This is a genomic window from Nostoc sp., from assembly GCF_036917635.1.
Taxonomy (GTDB): Bacteria; Cyanobacteriota; Cyanobacteriia; order Cyanobacteriales; family Nostocaceae; genus Nostoc.
Genome location: NZ_JBALCW010000062.1, coordinates 66,011 through 86,120 on the forward strand (window position 1 = coordinate 66,011; position 20,110 = coordinate 86,120).

Below are 20,110 nucleotides of genomic sequence, written 5' to 3' on the forward strand. Positions count from 1 at the left end.
CAACAAATATAATAGGACTTACGCATCAGGTACGAAATGTAGGGGAAATTCATGAATTGCCCCTACGGTAAATCAGGGCTTTCACTGCCTTGAAAGCGTAAGTCCTGGCTATATTACGCTAAATCAAAAAGCAAGATTTCGCTGCCGATGTTGGTGCTAATTTCTAGCTGTTCTTCGCCGTTGATTTGCACTCCATCGCCGGCTCTGAGTTCTTCACCATTTAAGTTGACTATGCCTTGCGCTATTTGTAACCAGGCATAGCGATGAGGTTTGACTTGATAATTAACAACATCACCTGACTCTAAAACAGATGTGTATAAATCAACATCTTGGTGAATTGTTACAGCACCATTACGCCCATCTTTAGCAGCAATTAAGCGGAGTTTACCGCGCTTTTCTTCCAGAGGAAAAGCTTTTTGTTCATATCTTGGTGTCAATCCTTCTTGATCGGGCAAAATCCAGATTTGAAGCAAGTGTAGTGGTTCAGTTGGTGAAGGATTAAATTCACTGTGGCTAATTCCAGTACCAGCACTCATAATCTGGGCATCACCGGGACGAATCACCGATCCAGTACCCAAGCTGTCTTTATGCTCAACAGCACCTTCTAAGACATAAGTGAGGATTTCCATGTCACGATGGCTGTGGGTAGGGAATCCAGCACCAGGGGCGATGCGATCGTCGTTAATCACTCGCAGAGAACGAAATCCCATGCGGTTGGGATCGTAAAAACTACCGAAGGAAAATGTGTGATAACTATCGAGCCAGCCCATTTTAGCGTGACCACGGGCGTTTCTATCATGAATTAGATGGCTAATTGTATTTTGAGACATATATTTACCTCTTTGTTAATGAGTATTTAGTTAAGAGCCACGCAATTTTGGATTTTAGATTTTGGAGTTTGGAGTTTGGAAACAGAATGGGATTAGCATACTTTTTCACTAACCTACTAAGTAAGTAAACCTCATCTAAGTTGAGAACCGTAGTTTTTGCCCTCACCCTAAATCCCTCTCCCAGATATGGGAGAGGGACTTTGAAATTCTGGCTCCCCGAATCCCAATTTTGGGATTCGGGGTTGGGGGATGAGGGCAAATCCTTTTCATCACTGAAGAACTACAGGTTTCAAGATAGACGCGGTTTAGGTCCAATTAAATATAAAACCTCACCCCCAATCCGGCTTCCCTCTCCTTATTAAGGAGAGGGATTGAGGGTGAGGTTTTATCTTATACTTAGCTTATTGAAGTTGAAGTATTAATCTTGAGATATCACTTGTCGAAAATATTTTTTGATTTTTTGACCTAGTTTTTAACTATTTAAATAATAAAGTATATACATATAAATGAAAAGTACGCACTTAAAAGTGACGTACTTACTAAAAAGATACTATTAGATTTACGAAAGACTACTTTTATCAGAAGTGCTTATTTTACACCAGCAGGGATCTTTTGAGTTTTAGTAGTAGCAGTAGTAGCCGCTTTGCCATTCTCTCCCTTAATTTCTGCTACTTGCAGATGAGCTTCTAAGAACCAGAGTCGTTTGTCAATGGTGCGGGAAATTTCGGTGTAAAGGTCAGCAGTATCGAGGTCGCCTAAGTCATCTGTTTTATCGATCGCTTCCCGGAGATGTTTAGCATAAAGTGCATAACGATCTGACAGAGCTGTTACGTGATCTTTGCCATCCAAAATATCTAAGGGATATTCTGGCAAAATTGAATTACTAGCTGCGGCGCGAGCTGTTCCAAAAGCGTATCCGCCCAAAGCTGTGACGCGTTCAGCTACCATATCAATGTACTCTTCCAATTCCCCTGCAAGTTCATCAAATAATAAGTGCAACTGGTAAAAGTCAGTACCTTTAACATTCCAGTGCGCTTGCTTCGCTTGGGTTTTCAAATCAGAAGTAGCTGCCAAAGTTTGGTTGAGAATTACTACGATTTGTACTCGCGCTTCGGCGGGAATGTCAATGCGAGTAGGAAACAAACGTGATGTAATGCTGTTGTCGCTCATGATTCTACGTTGTTAATGCCTTTTATATCTAACTCTACAGAATTGATTGGCTTGGCAAAACTCTCTGACGATGGATTGATTTAACGCTTGAATATGTTAAGGTTTATTACTATTAGTTAATCCGATGGTTTTCTATGGTATTAAATGTACCACCGAAAAGGCGATCGCGAATAACATCATTGTGCAAAAAGTCATGGGGAAAACCCAGTTCAATTTGACTTACTTCATTTAAACGTTGCAAATGTTCTGGCGAAAGGGTGATATCTAAAGAAGCTAAGTTATCTTGAAACTGCGTTAATTTACGCGCCCCAATTATCGGAATAATCACACCATTTTGAGTGTGTAACCAAGCTAATGCTACTTGTGAAGGTGTGTGTCCAATTTGGGTTGCAACTTTACTGACAACTTGAGCGATCGCTAAATTCCGTTCTGAAATAGTTCCAAACATGGGATTTACTAATCTTCCTTGTTCGCTACTCTCTTGAGGAGGCTGATTATACTTACCTGTCAGCACACCACCACCCAAGGGCGACCACGGTGTTACTGCTAAATCCAAGGCTTTGGCCATCGGTAGCAAATCACGTTCTGGTGTTCGTTGAATTAAACTATACTCAATTTGCAGGGCGACAAACTGCGTCCATCCTTGATATTGGGCGATGGTATTTGCTTGGGAAACGATCCAAGCGGGTGTGTCAGAAATACCGATGTAAAGTACTTTACCTTGACGGACTACATCATCAAGCGATCGCAAGACTTCTTCAATAGGTGTTGTGAAATCCCAAGCGTGTAACCAGAATAAATCAATGTAATCAGTATTAAGTCGTTTCAGGCTACCTTCTAAAGACTGAATTAAATTCTTGCGATGGTTTCCACTGGCGTTAGGATCGCCCTTTTTATTATTCATCTGCAAAGGAAAAGAATATTTTGTCGCAACTACAAAGCGTTCCCGCTCTTTAGCAATCAACTCACCAACAATTTTTTCACTGCTACCATCGGTATAACCGTTGGCGGTGTCAATGAAATTTCCCCCGGCTTCTACATAGCTATCAAAGATTTTACGACTTTCGTCAACAGATGCACCCCAACCCCAATCTTCACCAAAAGTCATGGTTCCTAAGGAGAGTTCAGAGACTCTTAACCCGCTTTTGCCCAAGAGTTTGTATCTCATGAATATTTTCTCACTAATGAAAAAACTATAGCGTTTACCATTCCAAAAGGATGATAACTCGAAACCGGAGGTAATGTTTGATGACAAGCTTTTTAGTATTTGTATTATCGTATTATCTAAATGCGATCGCTTCCAAAAATTAACAAGTGGTGGGGGTTTAAGTAAAGAGCTTCTATTAAGCAGCGCATTTTGATGCCTAAATCTAAATCCCCCAAAGTTTTGGGGACGGTTTCCGTCCCCACAACAGCACTCTTCGTCACAAAACGTAATTGTGAATTGCGTTCGCGGAGCGTACCGGAGCTTGAGTGCGAATTGCGAATTGTTTTAACCCACCTTTTTTGTACTTGGCAATGGCAGTCGCTACAATAAGCCTACGTTAAGTTAAAACAAGGCATAATGATCTACACCTCGCCCAAACTACTTACCTTCGAGGAATTTATAGCCCAATATGGTGATAATACACGCTACGAACTAATCGACGGACAACTAAGAGACATGGAACCTACAGGTCCACACGAAGCTGTTGCAGGTAGTATTGCTGGTAGAATCTATGTCGAAATTTTTAATTCTAATTTAAACTGGTTAGTTCCAAAAACTTGTCTGATTAAACCACCTGCTTCTGAAGCCACAGCACTACGTCCTGATGTAATTGTTTTAGATAAAGCAGAACTTAGTAAAGAACCGCTTTGGCAAAAAGAACCTATTATTTGTAACGGCAGTACTATTAAGCTTGTTGCTGAGGTTGTGAGTACAAATTGGCAAGATGATTATGCCAGGAAAGTGGAAGAATATGCTTTTCTGAACATCCCAGAATATTGGATTGTGGACTTTCGCGGCTTGGGTGGTTTGCAATTTATCGGCAATCCTAAACAACCCACTTTCACTGTTTGTCAGTTAGTTAACGGTGTGTACGAACAACAACAATATCGCTTAGGAGATACTATTTCATCTGATATATTAGTAAATTTAAAACTTAAGCTAGATGACATTATGCAAATTTGACAAATAAAATTTTGTTTTGGCTAAGAGGATGAATGAACAAGTTTTGGGCGAATATAATAGAGCCTCCGGCACGCTGACGCGCTAAACGAAGCTATGCCGAAGGCTTTACGCTACTACACAAAGCAAAGTCCGCCTCCGCAAACTAACATAAAATCAAGGTCTTCAAGCCACAGAGGTGGGTTTTGCCTCTGTAGCCGCGATTTCTAATCGCCACGAATGATATTAAATTAGACTTGTTCATTCAACCTCTAAAGTGAAGCGCATTATTTAGGACTGCTTTACTGAGGTAAGAGCGATCGCCACGGTTTTCTAAGCTAAAATACTAAAGTTGCATTTAAACACAACTGACAAGTCAATTATTTTTATGAATTACTACGTAATCTACGATGGAAATTGTAATCTCTGCGTTACTTTAGTGCAATTGCTAGAAACCTTAGACCAAGGAAAGCTGTTTCGCTACACTCCTATGCAAGATGAGCAAGCACTTTTACAGTGGGGAATTACAGCCCAAAACTGTGAACAAGGGATGATTTTAATTGATGGTAATGAACCTCAGAGACGTTGGCAAGGTAGTAACGCCGCAGAAGAAATTGGGCGCTTACTGCCACTAGGAAGTATATTTGTAGACGCTTATCGAGCCTTACCGGGGATGAAATGGGCAGGCGATCGCTTTTACGAACAAATCCGCGATAATCGCTATGCAATTTTTGGTAAGCGTTCTAATACATTTAAATTTTGATTCAGCGAATTTACCTGACGGCGGTAAGGTGAAATCACGCCAATTGTGTTGTCAGAGTCAGGAGAACTTAAGCAATAATCTACCTCTAACAACTCCTCAACTAATGCTTCTATTGCATCAACTTCTGTCCAATTAACGTTATTCTCAAGTTTCCCTTCCACATTGTAAGCAATCAGGTTAGTACCTAACCGAGAGGCTTTCGGTTCAGTTTTGATGACCATACCGTAATTGCACAAGCGATCGCACAAATTAGCAATCACCGGAACGCAACGGTAATGATATTGTACTACTGAAATAGGATGTCCTGGCAGGGTAGTAGCGATCGCGTGATTTATAAATAATAGCTTCACCAATTTTTTTCTAGCTTAAAGCTTCCATACAAAATAGTAATGTCAAAAATATCTGTATGAAATAGAGCAGGTTGAGAGTGATTTTCCTTACCTAATAAAAAATCAAATATATCTGCATCTGTGTCACAAGTATCGTCGGGGAAGAGTAAATTCCATTTAATTTCTTGACAATCGTAAAAAACAAAACGATAAGGCAAGCGATCATCAGGATCATATACACAATCAATCAACACTTCCTTACTCCGCAAAACGAATTGTACGTTTGTAATCAAAGAAGTAGAATCTCTTAAGCTGAGTAAAGCTAAGTCATCCATAATATAACTCTTTATTTGACACGTTATCATCTACAAGACTTACGCAACTGGCACAATCGGTCTGGGTGCGGCTTTGCCGCACCTTCAATATCATTAATGGTTTAGTTGATGATACATTAATGATTACCCAATGCCTTGATCAATTAAACTGGCTTTGAAACTTGCTCATCCAGACGGCGAAACAAAAATACCCAAAGAGGCAGGGAACTATTAATCGCAATTAGTCGCACTAAATGACCAGTTGTGACAATTTCAACATTATGATTCAATGTCAGGGAAACTAAAATCATTTCTGCCGATCCTCCTGGTGCTGTGACTAAAAGACAGGTTAACCAGTCCCAAGAGGTTAATTGCATCGCCATTATAGCAGCGATCGCTCCCGCTATTAGGGTCATCCCCACAGACATCAAGGCATAGCCGACAGTCCGCTTTCTAAAGTTGGGTTTGTCTCCCCAATACTCACCAATAGTAATTCCCAGGAGCATTTGACCCAATAAGTTTATTATTGGCGGTGGACTAAAGCTAATATCACCTCCAAAAGGTAGCCAATGTAGCAAAGGATTAAATCCGATACCAATCAACAATGCACCAAAGAAATCGCCAGCCGGAATTTTAAATAATATAGCTGGATAAACTACTAATCCAGTAATTACTAATACTAACAAAAGTAATTCTATTTGAGATAGATCGAAATTGAGCCAAGCAGCGTTGATTGGGAGTGTTTGTGGATAGTAATTACCAGTTGATGTCTTAGCGATGAAGGGAATTAGAATAACTACTGAGGTGACACGAATCGCCTGAACTAAGGCAACCAAACTAACATTTTTATTGTAATCGGCAGCGATCGCTGCCATAATTCCCACACCACCAGGAACTGTAGCCAGCATTGCTGTTAACAGGTTGGTTTTGCTAAGGCGCGAGTAAATATAACCAATACAGCTTCCACTCAGTAGCAAAAACAAGGTAAGAAAAATAAATATGGGAATATTAGAAGCAACACTAGCTAGATTACCGTGGGCATTAGAAGCGCCGACAGTTAAGCCTACAAGTGCCATTCCCACTTTTCTAGCAGTGCGGTTAGGTTGGGGGGAATATTCATAAAAAATTCGACATCCTTGAAGAACCACTGTACCAGCAGCAATCCCGCCAAATATCCAGGCAATCCTACCAATTTGGAACTTTGCCAAGAGTAAACCCAAAGGTAATGCTAGAAGCATTTCCAAGACAAGGACAATTAATTGCTTTGTAAATAGCTGTTGTTTGCTAATAACGGGATTTTCATGAGTGTGTTCTTGTAGGTTAGGAGCAACACTTAGGCTTTGATTCATCTATAATAGGCTTTTTTATTAATTTAACTTATGTGCTTAAGCTAGGGCGATAGTCAAGTTTGCTTAGTTCGTAGTGAGCGTTTTAGCGCTCAAATCTAGGACTTTAGTCCTTACCCAACGGGTTCGTTAGTCGCTCCTGGGGTTTCCCCCTCTGAGCGACTAACTCACTACGAACTTATTCATCCATCAAAGTTGGTCTGGTGGACTACTAGTAGTCTGGTGTCATTAGTTTTGCGGGGCTGCGAGATCCCCGACTTCGCAGAAGTTGTCGGGGATGTGAACACCACGAACCTCTGAAAACTTTTGGGACAGACTACTAGAGTCTATCAAGTCAAGTTTGCTGCGAACATCCCAATTTTGGCTTAAATCTTTTCCCTCACCCCCAGCCCCTCTCCCAAAAATGGGAGAGGGGAGACATAATTCTAGTTCCCCGAATCCCATTTTTGGGATTCGGGGTTAGGGGATGAGGGCTATCAAGGTTTTTGCACCTGACGGGATGCTCTCAATTTGCTTAGTTCGTAGTAAGCACGCTTTATGCTTACTACAAACTTAATCAGACAGACCACTAAATGTAAATTTACCGCGTATTGTATTCAAACAAAAATGCCTGTAGAGAGAGGATAGGGACACAAAGATTATTGCGTCCCTACAAATAATTTATATTCCTTTCAATCGTGGTTCAGCCGTTTAATCTTCGTCAAGGGCCGGGAAAGCTTCTTCAAGCTGCCACAACCTATCTTTATTTTCAACGAACCAAATACGAGTTTCTGGAGTTAATTTACTCCAAATGTCTTCAACAGGGATGTGAGGAGATGCATATTGGTACTGCTGACCGAGTGATTTGAGATTGTCTGCCACATGATGGGGAATTCCGAATTGCTCCCAGTCAACTGTGATATTTCTCCCCGAAACTCCTGCTGTGGGGTCAAAAACCAATTGTGCCGATCTGACTAAATCAGCAAAGTGTTTCGGTTTGAGTTTGGTGATCTCCTGAATTTGGAGTGATTCGTTATGGTCTTGAGACATTATCGCCGCAGTGGTAAAGATTAGGGGTGTATTGAACTTACTGCCAGAGATTTTGATCCCAATATTTTTTAGTTTAGCGCAGAGCCACTAATATCGTGTCTGCTTAAAGACTTATCATTAAGACTACAAGGGGGCAGGGGGAAAGAGGGTTTGTAGTAAGCATAAAGCGTGCTTAGAGAATAAGGACTAAGGGACTGACAAGAAATAAATTATTCCAATAAACGAGCCACAAAGCCACAGAGAACGCAGAGAGAAGAAATAGAGAGAGTTTTTGCGTCAGTTTTGGAACATTTTTTTATTTGTCAGTCCCTAAAGTCCTGATTACAAACTGTGCTTAGTCTTTATTTTAGTGACGAGTGTAGGAACGCTCAAAGTGAGTTTTGAGTGTTTGAGCGATCGCGGACATTACAACTGCTGTTATAGAAAGCGATATTGCTGCAATTTTAATTCTAGAATCATCTGTAAGTATTGCTACAGCAGCTAGAGCGATCGCTACCCCTATACAACTTTGCTTAACCCTATTTGTAACTTGATAAGCTCGATTGCAAGAACTACAAATAAGTGTGTGCCGCGAGAATCTATCTAACAAAATCGGCTTGGGATTCAACTCACTATTCTCAACATTTTTCCATGTGGAATAGCCTTGATAGAAAGGCAAAGATGACCCAAATTTATCTAGCCACTTGCGGTACTCAACTACTAATGTGTCAGATGTTTTCAGAGGCAAATATAGTTCTTTTAGACTTGTTTTTAAGCGCTCAATTTCTGACTGTTGTCCCGCAATGAGAGGTAAATCCTGCTCTAATATTTTGTTGGTATTTAAGTGATCTAGCCAGCGTGGTCTTAGCTTGACTCCCCAAGTCATGAAATTACGATAACCTCTAGCTAAAAGACGGCATCGCCCTTTACCTAAAGGAATCGCATATAAAGCTAATCCAAATGTCCAACCTCGTTCTTCAATATAAGCATTGTTCAAAACAAGAGTTGGGGCAACAAAATTAATATACTTCCAAGGTTCATTTGATTTATTAATTCCCCGCCACTTAGCTCGAATTCCCTCAGCCGAACTCTCTAAGACTTCCATTTCTAGCGGTTGGGCATTTTTACGATTACTACCCCCTCTAGTGCCATGATGGCTAATAGCAACATGAGCCGGATCGGTGACGTTCTCTATTAGATATGTTTGGTCATAAGGCAGATCCAATATAAAGTCTGCACAAACAAATCCCGGCTTATCTAAATCTGGCAAAATTGGGATATTTTCATCAACAGCAGTTTCTTTTTCACCAGCCCACACCCAAATCATGCCTTGACGTTCCACAACCTTAAAAGATGGTACGCAAGCATTGACTGGAATTTTTGCATCTGCTGGTAATTGGGGAATATGCAGACATTGACCATGACTACCAAACTGCCAACCGTGATATAAACACTCAATTTTGCCGTCAATAATTTGTCCTTCAGAAAGTTTGGCTGTACGGTGAGGACAACGATCTGTTAAACAAATAAACTCTCCATCTTTGCTTTTGAACAAAACCAAAGGTTCATCGTACAACGAAAAGCTATGAGGGCGGTCGGTAGGTAAGTCTTGCACAAAGGTGACGGGATACCAGCATTGCCTCCAGTTAAAGTCTTGCTTCTCCTCAAGCGTCTCAAAGGTAGAACTTGGTGGTGTTGCCTGTAGTGTCTCTGTTTCTAATGACATAGTTTTCTCCAGGTTTCTATGATTTTATACCTTTGTATTAGCAAATATTTAGTCCTAGAGATAGAACATTTCTAGAGTAATTCAAAAATTAACGTTTGCTTGCAGAAAATATCAAAATGAGTAAGTCAAACGTCATTTTGCTTGCGGAAAATACCAAAAAGAATAAGTCATAAGGCATTTTGAGTAAGTCAAATGCCATTTTGATAAAGCTAGGACTTACGCAAAATATCTCTCCAACTCTTATTTCTCCGTGTCCTCTGCGCCTAATAAGGTTCGTTATTAATTTAAAAGTCCCTCTCCCATATATGGGAGAGGGATTTAGGGTGAGGGCAAAAACTACGGTTCTCAACTTAGCTCCGGTTTAAATTCTTATTTTTCTGAAAAAGATTCGTAAAAACTGCCGTAAAAATAGAATGAAATAGCCCTGCCTACTTATCTTCGATTAAAACTGTAACAGATGCGATCGCAATCAACATTTCATCATTTTTATCATTGAGTTCAGGAATCGCCCGCCCTTGAACTATCATCCCCCCAGTTTGTACGGTAAGGCTTTTCCGACCAAATGGTAGTACAGCGAGTACCTCTTCTTCTCTAACTTGTTCGGGGTATGGAACTGCTACCTGAACCTCTATAATCATTTCATTGGGGTGACTCAAAAGGGCAACTTCCCAAACACCAGGTAAAGCATTGTGAGCGATCGCATTTCGTACTGCCCTAGATGCTGCTACTGTCGGTTCTTGTCCATGCTGATCTATTCCCATCCCCATCTCAATAATCAATCGTTTATGCGCCATTGCTACTTCCATTAAATCTTTCATGTTTTACCAAAAAAGGCAGAAGCCAAACATGACTCCACTTTTAGTGCCACACAGGTCATTGTACCCTTAGCCCTTTTGTCTTCTGAGGTACTTTAGACGATATGCTGCAAGCGACTCAGCCGCTCTGAGTAACTTCTCATCACCTGTAGGGCAAACATAGGGGTTTCCTGAACAGCAAAGAGAAATTTTTGTTCATCAAGGAAACCCAGTTTGCTGTCCACCTTGGCAATAGCTGTGTAAGTTCTATTTTTTACTCCTACAAGTACCCCAACACCAAAAACTTCGCCCGTGTCAATAGTTTCTACAACCTTGCCATTGACTAATATATCTATCTGTCCTTCCATAATGCCGTACATATTATCACCAGGCTGTCCTTCTTCAAAGATGACTTGACCTGCTGAAAATACTTGAGGGTCGGGTTGTTTTTGAAAGATACTGACTGTTACCACAGGACTTAGCATTAGAGCAACCCCACAATTATTGGTTTTTAGACGAAACTTTTAGATAGCTTTAGGCGAACCCAAAAAAGTATACTACTTTCTGTTGATTAACTCTCAATCTCCGCAAAATTCCTGATTAGTCTCCTGGTTGCCTAGAAACCTCTAAGAAGGTTTTACTAGGTAAAACCGTCCCTGTCCGAGTCGGAAAGGGAGAGACTTGAGTGAAAATTCAGCTTTTTGCTCCCCTCTCCGTTTCGGAGAGGGGCTAGGGGAGAGGTCAAATAATAGTTATCAAACTCAGGTTAAAATAGCAAATTTTGGTTTTCCTGTCATCTTCTATAATTAATAAAACCTGCACACCTAATTCTAGGCATGAGACTGTGACCGAATCAGGAAGTTACAAAGATACTGTAAACCTACCCAAGACTAATTTTGATATGCGGGCAAACGCCATCAAGCGCGAGCCGGAACTCCAAAAATTTTGGGAAGAAAATAAAATTTACGATCGCCTCTTTGAAAATAACCCCGGCGAATTATTTATACTGCACGATGGGCCTCCCTACGCTAATGGCTCACTCCATATTGGTCATGCCTTAAATAAAATTCTCAAAGATATTATTAACCGCTACCAAATGCTACAAGGTCGTAAAGTTCGCTACGTCCCTGGTTGGGATTGTCACGGGTTACCAATTGAGTTAAAAGTTTTGCAGAACATGAAGTCAGCAGAACGACAAAATTTAACGCCTTTACAACTGCGACAAAAAGCAAAAGAATTTGCCCTAGTTACGATAAACGACCAGCGTCAAAATTTTCAACGCTATGGTATTTGGGGTGATTGGGAAAACCCTTATCTAACTCTGAAGCCGGAATATGAAGCGGCTCAAATTGGTGTGTTTGGTCAGATGTTCTTAAAAGGCTACATCTATCGCGGTTTGAAGCCGGTTCACTGGAGTCCTAGTTCTAAAACTGCTTTAGCTGAAGCTGAGTTGGAATATCCAGAAGGTCACGTTTCCCGCAGTATCTATGCAGCTTTTCCAGTTACAAGTTTAGCCCAAGCTGTAAAACCACTGTTAGCCCAATATCTGTCAGATTTGGGTGTGGCTATCTGGACAACTACACCTTGGACAATTCCGGCAAATTTGGCTGTAGCGGTGAATGCAGATTTGAATTATGCAGTGGTGGAAGTAGAACCCCACCCCCCAACCCCCTCCCCGCAAGCAGGGAGGGGGAGTGAAGAAGTAGCTTCCCCCTCTCCGTTAACAGAGAGGGGGACTGAGGGGGTGAGGTTCCGCTATCTCATCGTTGCTGCTGATTTAATAGAACGTTTATCTTCAACCTTGGGAGTTAAGTTAACTCTTCATACCACCTTCAAGGGGAATGATTTAGAACATACTACTTACCGTCATCCTTTATTTGACCGGGAAAGCCCGATTGTTGTCGGCGGTGATTATATCACTACTGAGTCGGGTACTGGGTTGGTACATACAGCCCCCGGTCACGGTCAAGAAGATTACATCGTTGGTCAGCGCTACGGGTTACCCATCCTTGCACCAGTAGATGACAATGGCAATTTTACCGAAGAAGCGGGACAATTTGCGGGGTTGAATGTGCTGGGTGATGGGAATCAAGCGGTGATTGATGCTTTAAGTGCGACTGGTTCTTTGTTGAAAGAAGAAGCATACCCCCACAAATATCCTTATGATTGGCGGACGAAAAAACCAACGATTTTCCGCGCTACTGAACAATGGTTCGCTTCCGTGGAAGGATTTAGAGAAGAAGCATTAAAGGCGATCGCCACGGTAAAATGGATTCCAGCCCAAGGTGAAAATCGCATCACGCCAATGGTGGCGGAACGTTCCGATTGGTGTATTTCTCGTCAGCGCAGTTGGGGTGTACCGATTCCCGTCTTCTACGATGAAGCCACTGGGGAAGTACTGCTAAATGAAGAAACTATCAACCACGCCCAAGCAATTATCGCTGAAAAAGGTTCTGATGCTTGGTGGGAATTATCCGTTGCAGAGTTATTACCCGAATCCTATCGCCAAAATGGGAAGTCTTACCGCAGAGGTACAGACACAATGGATGTATGGTTTGACTCTGGCTCATCTTGGGCATCTGTTCTCCAGCAGCGTCCAGAGTTACGCTACCCTGCTGATATATATTTGGAAGGTTCCGACCAACATCGCGGTTGGTTCCAATCAAGTTTGCTTACCAGTGTAGCAGTAAATGACATTGCACCTTACAAAACTGTGTTAACTCACGGCTTCGCTTTGGATGAACAAGGGCGAAAGATGAGTAAGTCAGAAGGGAATGTCGTTGACCCCAATACAATTATTGAAGGTGGGAAAAATCAAAAAGTAGAACCGGCTTATGGTGCAGACGTATTGAGATTGTGGGTATCATCGGTAGACTACTCTGGGGATGTCCGCATTGGGAAAAACATCATCAAGCAGATGAATGATGTTAGAGGGAAGATTCGCAATACAGCGCGGTTTTTGCTGGGTAGCTTGGATGATTTTGACCCAGAAAAAGATACAGTCCCTTTTGAGGAATTACCAGAACTTGACCGTTATATGCTGCACCGCATCAGTGAGGTGTTTGAGGAAGTAACCGTTGCCTTTGAGAGTTTCCAATTCTTCCGCTTCTTCCAAACAGTGCAGAATTTTTGCGTGGTGGATTTATCTAACTTTTATTTAGATGTCGCCAAAGATAGGCTGTACATCAGTGCAAAGGATGCTTTTCGCCGTCGCAGTTGTCAAACGGTGCTGAAGATAGCAATAGATAATTTAGCACGAGCGATCGCACCAGTATTATGCCACACCGCCGAAGATATTTGGCAATATCTCCCCTACAAAACACCATATAAATCAGTGTTTGAAGCCGGTTGGGTGCAAGTAGAGGAAAAATGGCGTAATCCAGAATTAGCCGAATTTTGGTCAGCGCTGCGACAACTCCGCACTGATGTTAACAAGGTGTTAGAACAAGCCAGGATAGAAAAACTAATTGGTTCTTCCCTGGAAGCCAAAGCTTTGATTTATATACCTCATAAACAGTTAGGCGATGCTATCAAAGCCTTTAACCCCCTTAAGGGTAACGGGGTTGACGAACTGCGGTACTTACTGCTGACTTCCCAGGTGGAATTGTTAGATTCGGCTGAGGGATTGCAAGGATTAGAATACACAGCGCAGACGGAAGATTGGGGAATTGCGGTAGTGAAAGCAGATGGGCAAAAATGCGTTGGCAAAGCCTACACGAAGTGTATTCGCTGTTGGAATTACTCTACTTACATGGGAGAATCAGCAGAACATCCCTTAATTTGCGAACGATGCGTTGCAGCCTTAGCCGGAGAGTTTTAACAGAATAAAACTCATAACTCTTGTGGGGTGGGCATCTTGTCCGCCCAAATTAGACATCTCCAGAAATTAAATATGCGTTATCTAGAACCCTTGTAGAGACGCGAAATTTCGGGTCTCTACATTCATTGTCGGAGATATCTTTTTTTCAAATTGGTATAAAATTCAAAATTACTCAGTGGTTTTTGCGTATTGACTAGATTTTTGCTCTGAATTCTTCAAACGTGTCGCCTGACTTTTGCGGATGCGATCGCTTTTGCGAACAGCACCCGCCATTTCATATTCACGGCTGTCTTTACCGTATTTGAAAGCAACTCCAATCAGCATTTTCTCAACCAAGTCATTTAAGTTTTTGTCTAATTCATCCATTTCAGTTCTAGAAGAGTTAATCACGGCTAGAGCAGTATTATAAGCATCTATCTTGCTACGGTACTGCTCAATTAGTTGTGTCACGTTTTGCAAGTTGCGAATATCCCCAAAATCCATACTCGGATCAATCGCTTTAAATCCCGTCAGTCTTAATTCAGCTTTTTCTAAAACGCGATATGTACGTTTTTGAGCAGTCATAAATGTATCCTTTTTATTGCCTTAGAGCTAGTTTGCCTTACTAAAGCCGGATCGCAGTTCAGTAAAATCCTCATTTAATAGTATACAGAATGACGTAAATATCAGTATTTATCACAAAAATTATGCTTTTGTTGATGAAATAGTCGCTTTTGTGAATAAAACAGTCGCTTTTGTTAATGAAACAGTCGCTTTTGTTAATGAAACAGTCGCTTTTGTTAATGAAACAGTTGCTTTTGTTGATGAAACAGTCGCTTTTGTTGATGAAACAGCGATGATAAAGCACCAGACGCGATTTATCGCCGTCTTTGGAATTTAGAACAAAGGCGGTGTATTAATAAGTTAGATAGCACACACATAGCCAAGGCAGGATATGATACTTGAGACTGCGGCGATCGCAATTGGTTCTGTAATAGCCACCAAAGCCTTAGAAAAAACCACTTTGCCCATTCCTCTGCCTCTTCGTTGAACTCAGCAGTTCTAGAGCTATAGCTTTTGCAATAACTCCTGAGTTAACTGAAAGAACGCTTTTGAACCAGCTGATTGGGGAGCGATTAAAACAGCTGGCATAAAACTATCGACAGCCTTAGCAACATTGACATCAACTGGTATTTGTACCTTACAAATTTTTTCTACACCGAAATCTTCAACAACGCGGTGCATCACTTGTTTATAGTATCTGCCAGTGAGAAGGTTAGCGCTGGACATGCTAAATACAATTCCCAGCATTTTTATATCTATTTTGGTTTCATGTCCGTGACTGTCTTTTAATTGGGCAATGCGTCTTTCTAGCAGTTGAATACCCACTACAGATAAGGGTTCTGGTTTAGCAGGAAGTATGTAAAAATCACTAGCAGCTAAAGCGCTACGAGTCAATAAATTATATCCAGGTGCACAATCCAAGAGAATAAAATCATATTCTTGACGTACAGGTTTTAAAATATTATTAATCAAGACTCTTTCAAAGCGATTCCAAATTGTTTCAAAGTCCTGTTCACCCAAAGCAGTTGCTTGCTGATGCAGCATTTCTGATACAACAAATTCATCATATAAGTCGATATCTCCTGGTAATAAATCCAGACCGGGAAGATTACAAACCTGGGATTGAATGATATCTTTAATTGTCAATTTTGCTTCTGGTTCAGGATTGATAACTTGGTCTATCAGATACCTAAATGTCTTACTTTGTTTACGACGCTTGGCAAAATCTAAAGGCGACATCAAACTGAGTGTGGCGCTGATTTGGCTGTCTAAATCAAGGACAAGCACCCGTTTACCATGATTTTTAGCTAAACAGGTAGCTAAGTTGACAGTGAGGGTGGTTTTACCAACGCCACCTTTCATATTTGCAGTAGCAATTACATATCCCATTGGTTGAGTCCTCTGTTGACGCATTTCCATGTAGATAGCGTACACCTGTCTCGATCCATTAAATATTTCATTAAATTTAATATTTTGGCAAACTCATTTCAGTGAGATTGCCCCCGACGATGGGATATTTTTTTTACTGGAAGTCTCTAATCTCAGGCGTGGTAATGTTTTTTGATGAAATGAGCTAGTTAAACCGCTATCACTTTGGTTGAAAGCTAGATAACATTAGATTCGGCGTGTTTACTGTTCGGGAGTGCCAAAATGTCTAAGCAGCTGGGTCAAAAAATCGCACCTACACCTATATCAAATGATATCAATGTGGTGGATTTGATCGATCAATACTTTACCGCTTACAACTCAGCACGGTTGCGGGAAATCTGCCAACTACTGAGTCGTGATGTGCTAACCGAAGGTGTGACGGTGGGAGTTAGCCTTTCCGGTGCAATGACGCCAGCAGGATTTGGGGTTTCAGCGCTTGCACCCTTAATTCGCAACGGCTTTATTGACTGGATGATTAGCACTGGTGCAAATCTTTACCACGATATGCACTACGGTTTGGGTTTTGAACTTTTTGCTGGTAATCCGTTTTTGGATGATGTGAAACTGCGCCAGGAAGGCACTATTCGCATTTATGACATTATCTTTGGTTACGATGTACTGCTAGAAACTGATGCATTCATCCGCAAGATTCTGCAAGGGGAAGCGTTTCAGAAACGGATGGGAACTGCTGAGTTTCACCATTTACTGGGTAAGTATGTTCGAGAAGTAGAAAAGCAGTTGGGTTTACAGCATTCCTGTTTGCTGGCCACAGCTTACGAGTATGGCGTGCCTATATATACGTCTTCTCCAGGAGATAGTTCAATTGGGATGAACGTGGCAGCTTTGGCTTTGGAAGGTTCGCAGTTGGTGTTAGATCCATCAATTGACGTAAATGAGACGGCTGCGATCGCATATAATGCCCGTGAATCTGGAGGTAAAAGTGCGGCTGTAATTCTTGGTGGCGGTAGTCCCAAAAACTTTTTGCTACAAACGCAACCGCAACTTCACGAAGTATTGGGGCTAGAAGAACGAGGACACGATTACTTTGTACAATTTACCGATGCGCGTCCAGATACAGGCGGTTTGTCTGGAGCAACCCCATCGGAAGCTGTCAGTTGGGGTAAGATTGACCCGGAAGAGTTACCTAATACTATTGTTTGTTATACCGATAGCACGATCGCTTTACCATTGGTGACAGCATACGTCTTAAACAAATGCCAGCCTCGTCCCCTGAAGCGTGTGTACGACAGGCGAGAAGCTATTTTGGATAAACTGCAAAAAGACTATCTAGCAGCCAAAAGCCAATCATCGGATCAAATTCCAGCAGCGGTGGCTGAAAGTGCCCAAAAGCAAACAGCGACTTATCCTTGTGGGCGGTTGATTCCGAATGCTAATTAGGGAGTAGGAATTTTAATATAGTGCTTCTGTTGAGTCCAATAAAGACCTAACCCCCAACCCCTTCCCTATAAGGGAAGGGGAGTAAGATTCAAATTTGCCCAATCAACAAATAAGTGGTGATTTTCCCTTTGCCTTGAACTTCGATTTCGCCCCGCTTTTCAAATAAAAATTCATTACACAAAGATTTATAAGTATTTTCTGTAACTTGGATTTTACCAACAATACCTTGCAATTCCATGCAGTTAGCGATGTTTACTGTGTCTCCCCAGAGATTATACGTAAGTTTTTTGAAGTCAATTACTGCCGCAATTACGGTATCAGTATGGATGCCAATACGGATGCTGAAGTTTTGGTTATTCTGAGTATTAAATAGAGCGATCGCAGTTTGCATCTGGAGTGCCATTTGAGCGATCGCTTGAGCATGATCCCGGCGGCGTGGGGGCAAACCACCAACTACCATATAAGCATCGCCAATATTTTTGATTCTCTGTAAACTATTTTGTTCGGTGAGGCGATCGAAAGTTGAGAAAATCGAGTTGAGTAAGTTTACCAGTTGAATTGCACTCATAGAAGCAGCATTTTCGCTAAAGCCGATAATATCTGCAAATAGAATTGTGACATCAGCAACGTCTTCGACAATGTTAGCTGCTTCTTTCAAGGGTTTGGAGATTGCTGCTGGCAAAATATTCAGCAATAAATGTTCGGTTTCTTCCTGCCGATGGCGCACCGCTTCTTCTGTTGCTAGTCGCTGGGTGATATTGCGAAAAATGCCGCGAGTTGCAACTGGATGACCTTCGACAAATTTACAGTTAATATTACCTTCTAGAAAGATTGTCTGACCGTCTTTAGTCACGAATGCGGCTTTTACTTGCCCGATCTTTTCTCCTGACAGCACCCGATAAAATCTTTGCAAACAGTCTTGTTTAAATTCTGGATGTATTATATCGAAAACATTCATATTCATAATTTCAGCTTCGCTATATCCCAAAGCTTCTCGCCATGCACGATTGACATACAAAAAATGACCAGATCCATTGACGCATTGAATCAAATCATTAGCATTTTCAAATAAATCTCGATATCTTTCTTCACTTTCTACAAGTGCATCTTCTGCTTGTTTGCGTTTGATAAATTGGGCGATTTGACTACCAATAGAACCCACCATTTGCAATAAGTCTTTATCTTTTGGTTGTAGATCCCGGCTAAAGAAAACCATCACTCCTAAGATTTCACTATCGTCTAAGATGGGGAAGCCAAAAGCTGTGTGCAATCCAGCCTCACCAGCAGGTTGCGATCGCCGATTGTCTCCATTTTCTGTGATATCTTGAATCCACAGGGGCAAACGTCTAATCCAAATTCGACCAGGTAGGCCAATACCGGGTGTATATGTAGTTTGCCAGGTGATTGCTTTAAACTCTCGTGCAGAAATTACTCTACTTGACCAAATTTCCACACACCTTAGTACTGCATTGAGGCTATGTCCTTGTACCGAAGTGCCAATATATTGACTTGGTGTCCAAAGTTCGCCTAAATCCCATCCCAAATTTTGACAAATCGACTGCAAAATTTGCGGAATTACCTGTTTTACAGTTTGGGATTCTGACAATATACGAGTGATAGCATACTGGGTACTTGTACGCTGTTCTCGGTGCTGCCGAGCAGTAATATCCCGACCAATGTAGAGAATATCTTCTAATCCTTTTATTTTTTTCGGAATTACTGAACAAGAAAAAGCAATCAACCGCTTTTCTCTAGTCTTGGTTCGGCAAGCTACCTCTAAATTCTCAAGATTTTTATGAAAAAAACAATGCTGGTGAATGGCTGGTATTAAGACTTGTTCATCATCAATTATCAATGATATTGGTTGATTAATTAATTCTTTTTCACTAAAACCAAATAATTTTTGAGCAGCACGATTTACTTTTTTTATTTTTCCTAAATTATTGGTTATAAACAAAGCATCTGCTATTGCAGTAATCACTTGATCCATATAATTTTTATATTAAATTCAAGAACAGTAAATTTAAAGGTATAGTAATATAGCATTCCTATTTGATTCGGGAAAAATATAAATAAGAAAACGAAGCAAACGAACCGCAAAGGGCGCAAAGGGAAGAAAGAAGAAAGAGATATATAATTACAAATGATTTAGGACTGCTATAGAAAAGTTAAATTTTTTGCCAGATGACGCAATCATCACACTGAGTTTTAATATTAAACCAAATCTTAGTTGAGAACTGTCGTTTTCACCCTCTCCCTAAATTCCTCTCCCAAATCTGGGAGAGGGAGTTTGAAATTTTGGCTCCCCGAATCCCAAATCTGGGATTCGGGGTTGGGGGATGAGGGCAAATCCTTTTCATAAATGTCAGCAAAGATGATATTGGTCAGTTAATGCTGTTTAACACTTCAGTTTTGGAAGTTCTTTCTTGTAAGTATGTAGCTAATCTTGCTGTTGTCCATCGTCCAAATTCATAGCCTAATTCACTTGGCTCTTT

Annotated in this window: 19 protein-coding genes; 5 read left to right on the forward strand and 14 right to left on the reverse strand. The window is 41.1% G+C overall.

Annotated features, from left to right (window positions below; translation table 11 throughout):
* Nucleotides 1-113: 113 nt before the first annotated feature.
* The 4 genes from V7K32_RS16040 to V7K32_RS16055 all read right to left on the reverse strand — a co-directional run bounded on the left by V7K32_RS16040 (nucleotide 114) and on the right by V7K32_RS16055 (nucleotide 3,428).
* Nucleotides 114-830: a pirin family protein gene (locus tag V7K32_RS16040; protein WP_334994824.1), complete on the reverse strand. Its 717-nt coding sequence runs from the start codon at nucleotides 828-830 to the stop codon at nucleotides 114-116.
* A 588-nt stretch (nucleotides 831-1,418) separates the two neighbouring features.
* A complete protein-coding gene (gene dps / locus V7K32_RS16045; RefSeq protein WP_334994825.1) occupies nucleotides 1,419-2,000 on the reverse strand; it encodes a DNA starvation/stationary phase protection protein Dps in 582 nt (193 codons plus the stop codon).
* A 112-nt stretch (nucleotides 2,001-2,112) separates the two neighbouring features.
* Complete coding sequence (locus V7K32_RS16050) at nucleotides 2,113-3,168, reverse strand: aldo/keto reductase (protein WP_334994826.1); 1,056 nt, start codon at nucleotides 3,166-3,168, stop codon at nucleotides 2,113-2,115.
* A gap of 116 nt (nucleotides 3,169-3,284) precedes the next feature.
* A complete protein-coding gene (locus tag V7K32_RS16055) occupies nucleotides 3,285-3,428 on the reverse strand; it encodes a hypothetical protein (RefSeq protein ID WP_334994827.1) in 144 nt (47 codons plus the stop codon).
* A 136-nt stretch (nucleotides 3,429-3,564) separates the two neighbouring features.
* Here V7K32_RS16055 and V7K32_RS16060 point away from each other — a divergent pair, with 136 nt between their 5' ends.
* Nucleotides 3,565-4,170, forward strand: coding sequence for a Uma2 family endonuclease (locus tag V7K32_RS16060; RefSeq protein WP_334994828.1), 606 nt, complete (start codon nucleotides 3,565-3,567; stop codon nucleotides 4,168-4,170).
* Nucleotides 4,171-4,534: 364 nt separating this feature from the next.
* A complete protein-coding gene (locus tag V7K32_RS16065) occupies nucleotides 4,535-4,909 on the forward strand; it encodes a thiol-disulfide oxidoreductase DCC family protein (RefSeq protein ID WP_334994829.1) in 375 nt (124 codons plus the stop codon).
* On the opposite strand, the gene V7K32_RS16070 is transcribed toward V7K32_RS16065, so the two are convergent.
* From V7K32_RS16070 to V7K32_RS16100, 7 genes are all read right to left on the reverse strand, one after another.
* The gene (locus tag V7K32_RS16070; RefSeq protein WP_334994830.1) at nucleotides 4,867-5,259 is read right to left on the reverse strand and encodes an AAA domain-containing protein; all 393 of its coding nucleotides are present in this window, start codon (nucleotides 5,257-5,259) and stop codon (nucleotides 4,867-4,869) included. The genes V7K32_RS16065 and V7K32_RS16070 overlap by 43 nt on opposite strands.
* Nucleotides 5,256-5,573 carry a hypothetical protein gene (locus V7K32_RS16075; RefSeq protein WP_334994831.1) on the reverse strand — a complete coding sequence of 106 codons (318 nt, stop codon included), beginning with the start codon at nucleotides 5,571-5,573 and terminating at the stop codon, nucleotides 5,256-5,258. The genes V7K32_RS16070 and V7K32_RS16075 overlap by 4 nt, the downstream gene beginning before the upstream one ends.
* A gap of 143 nt (nucleotides 5,574-5,716) precedes the next feature.
* Nucleotides 5,717-6,901, reverse strand: coding sequence for an AbrB family transcriptional regulator (locus V7K32_RS16080; protein ID WP_334994832.1), 1,185 nt, complete (start codon nucleotides 6,899-6,901; stop codon nucleotides 5,717-5,719).
* A gap of 687 nt (nucleotides 6,902-7,588) precedes the next feature.
* Nucleotides 7,589-7,927 carry a hypothetical protein gene (locus V7K32_RS16085; protein ID WP_334994833.1) on the reverse strand — a complete coding sequence of 113 codons (339 nt, stop codon included), beginning with the start codon at nucleotides 7,925-7,927 and terminating at the stop codon, nucleotides 7,589-7,591.
* A gap of 346 nt (nucleotides 7,928-8,273) precedes the next feature.
* Complete coding sequence (locus V7K32_RS16090; RefSeq protein WP_334994834.1) at nucleotides 8,274-9,632, reverse strand: aromatic ring-hydroxylating dioxygenase subunit alpha; 1,359 nt, start codon at nucleotides 9,630-9,632, stop codon at nucleotides 8,274-8,276.
* Between the two features lie 428 nt (nucleotides 9,633-10,060).
* Nucleotides 10,061-10,426, reverse strand: a complete 366-nt coding sequence (locus tag V7K32_RS16095; protein WP_334994852.1) for a Lin0512 family protein — start codon at nucleotides 10,424-10,426, stop codon at nucleotides 10,061-10,063.
* Between the two features lie 116 nt (nucleotides 10,427-10,542).
* Nucleotides 10,543-10,911: a Crp/Fnr family transcriptional regulator gene (locus V7K32_RS16100; protein WP_334994835.1), complete on the reverse strand. Its 369-nt coding sequence runs from the start codon at nucleotides 10,909-10,911 to the stop codon at nucleotides 10,543-10,545.
* A 359-nt stretch (nucleotides 10,912-11,270) separates the two neighbouring features.
* Between V7K32_RS16100 and ileS the strand changes: the two genes are divergently transcribed.
* A complete protein-coding gene (gene ileS, locus V7K32_RS16105) occupies nucleotides 11,271-14,246 on the forward strand; it encodes an isoleucine--tRNA ligase (RefSeq protein ID WP_334994836.1) in 2,976 nt (991 codons plus the stop codon).
* A gap of 168 nt (nucleotides 14,247-14,414) precedes the next feature.
* On the opposite strand, the gene V7K32_RS16110 is transcribed toward ileS, so the two are convergent.
* Nucleotides 14,415-14,810, reverse strand: coding sequence for a hypothetical protein (locus V7K32_RS16110; RefSeq protein WP_334994837.1), 396 nt, complete (start codon nucleotides 14,808-14,810; stop codon nucleotides 14,415-14,417).
* 151 nt (nucleotides 14,811-14,961) lie between these two features.
* Between V7K32_RS16110 and V7K32_RS16115 the strand changes: the two genes are divergently transcribed.
* A complete protein-coding gene (locus tag V7K32_RS16115) occupies nucleotides 14,962-15,126 on the forward strand; it encodes a hypothetical protein (RefSeq protein WP_334994838.1) in 165 nt (54 codons plus the stop codon).
* 167 nt (nucleotides 15,127-15,293) lie between these two features.
* Here the strand turns inward: V7K32_RS16115 and V7K32_RS16120 are convergent, their stop codons facing one another.
* On the reverse strand, nucleotides 15,294-16,178 hold the full coding sequence (locus tag V7K32_RS16120) for a ParA family protein (RefSeq protein ID WP_334994853.1): 885 nt from the start codon (nucleotides 16,176-16,178) through the stop codon (nucleotides 15,294-15,296).
* Between the two features lie 261 nt (nucleotides 16,179-16,439).
* On the opposite strand from V7K32_RS16120, the gene V7K32_RS16125 reads away from it, so the two are divergent.
* Entirely contained in the window at nucleotides 16,440-17,615 is a 1,176-nt protein-coding gene (locus tag V7K32_RS16125; RefSeq protein WP_334994839.1) for a homospermidine biosynthesis protein, read from the forward strand.
* 88 nt (nucleotides 17,616-17,703) lie between these two features.
* On the opposite strand, the gene V7K32_RS16130 is transcribed toward V7K32_RS16125, so the two are convergent.
* Complete coding sequence (locus V7K32_RS16130) at nucleotides 17,704-19,605, reverse strand: adenylate/guanylate cyclase domain-containing protein (protein WP_334994840.1); 1,902 nt, start codon at nucleotides 19,603-19,605, stop codon at nucleotides 17,704-17,706.
* Between the last annotated feature and the right edge of the window lie 505 nt (nucleotides 19,606-20,110).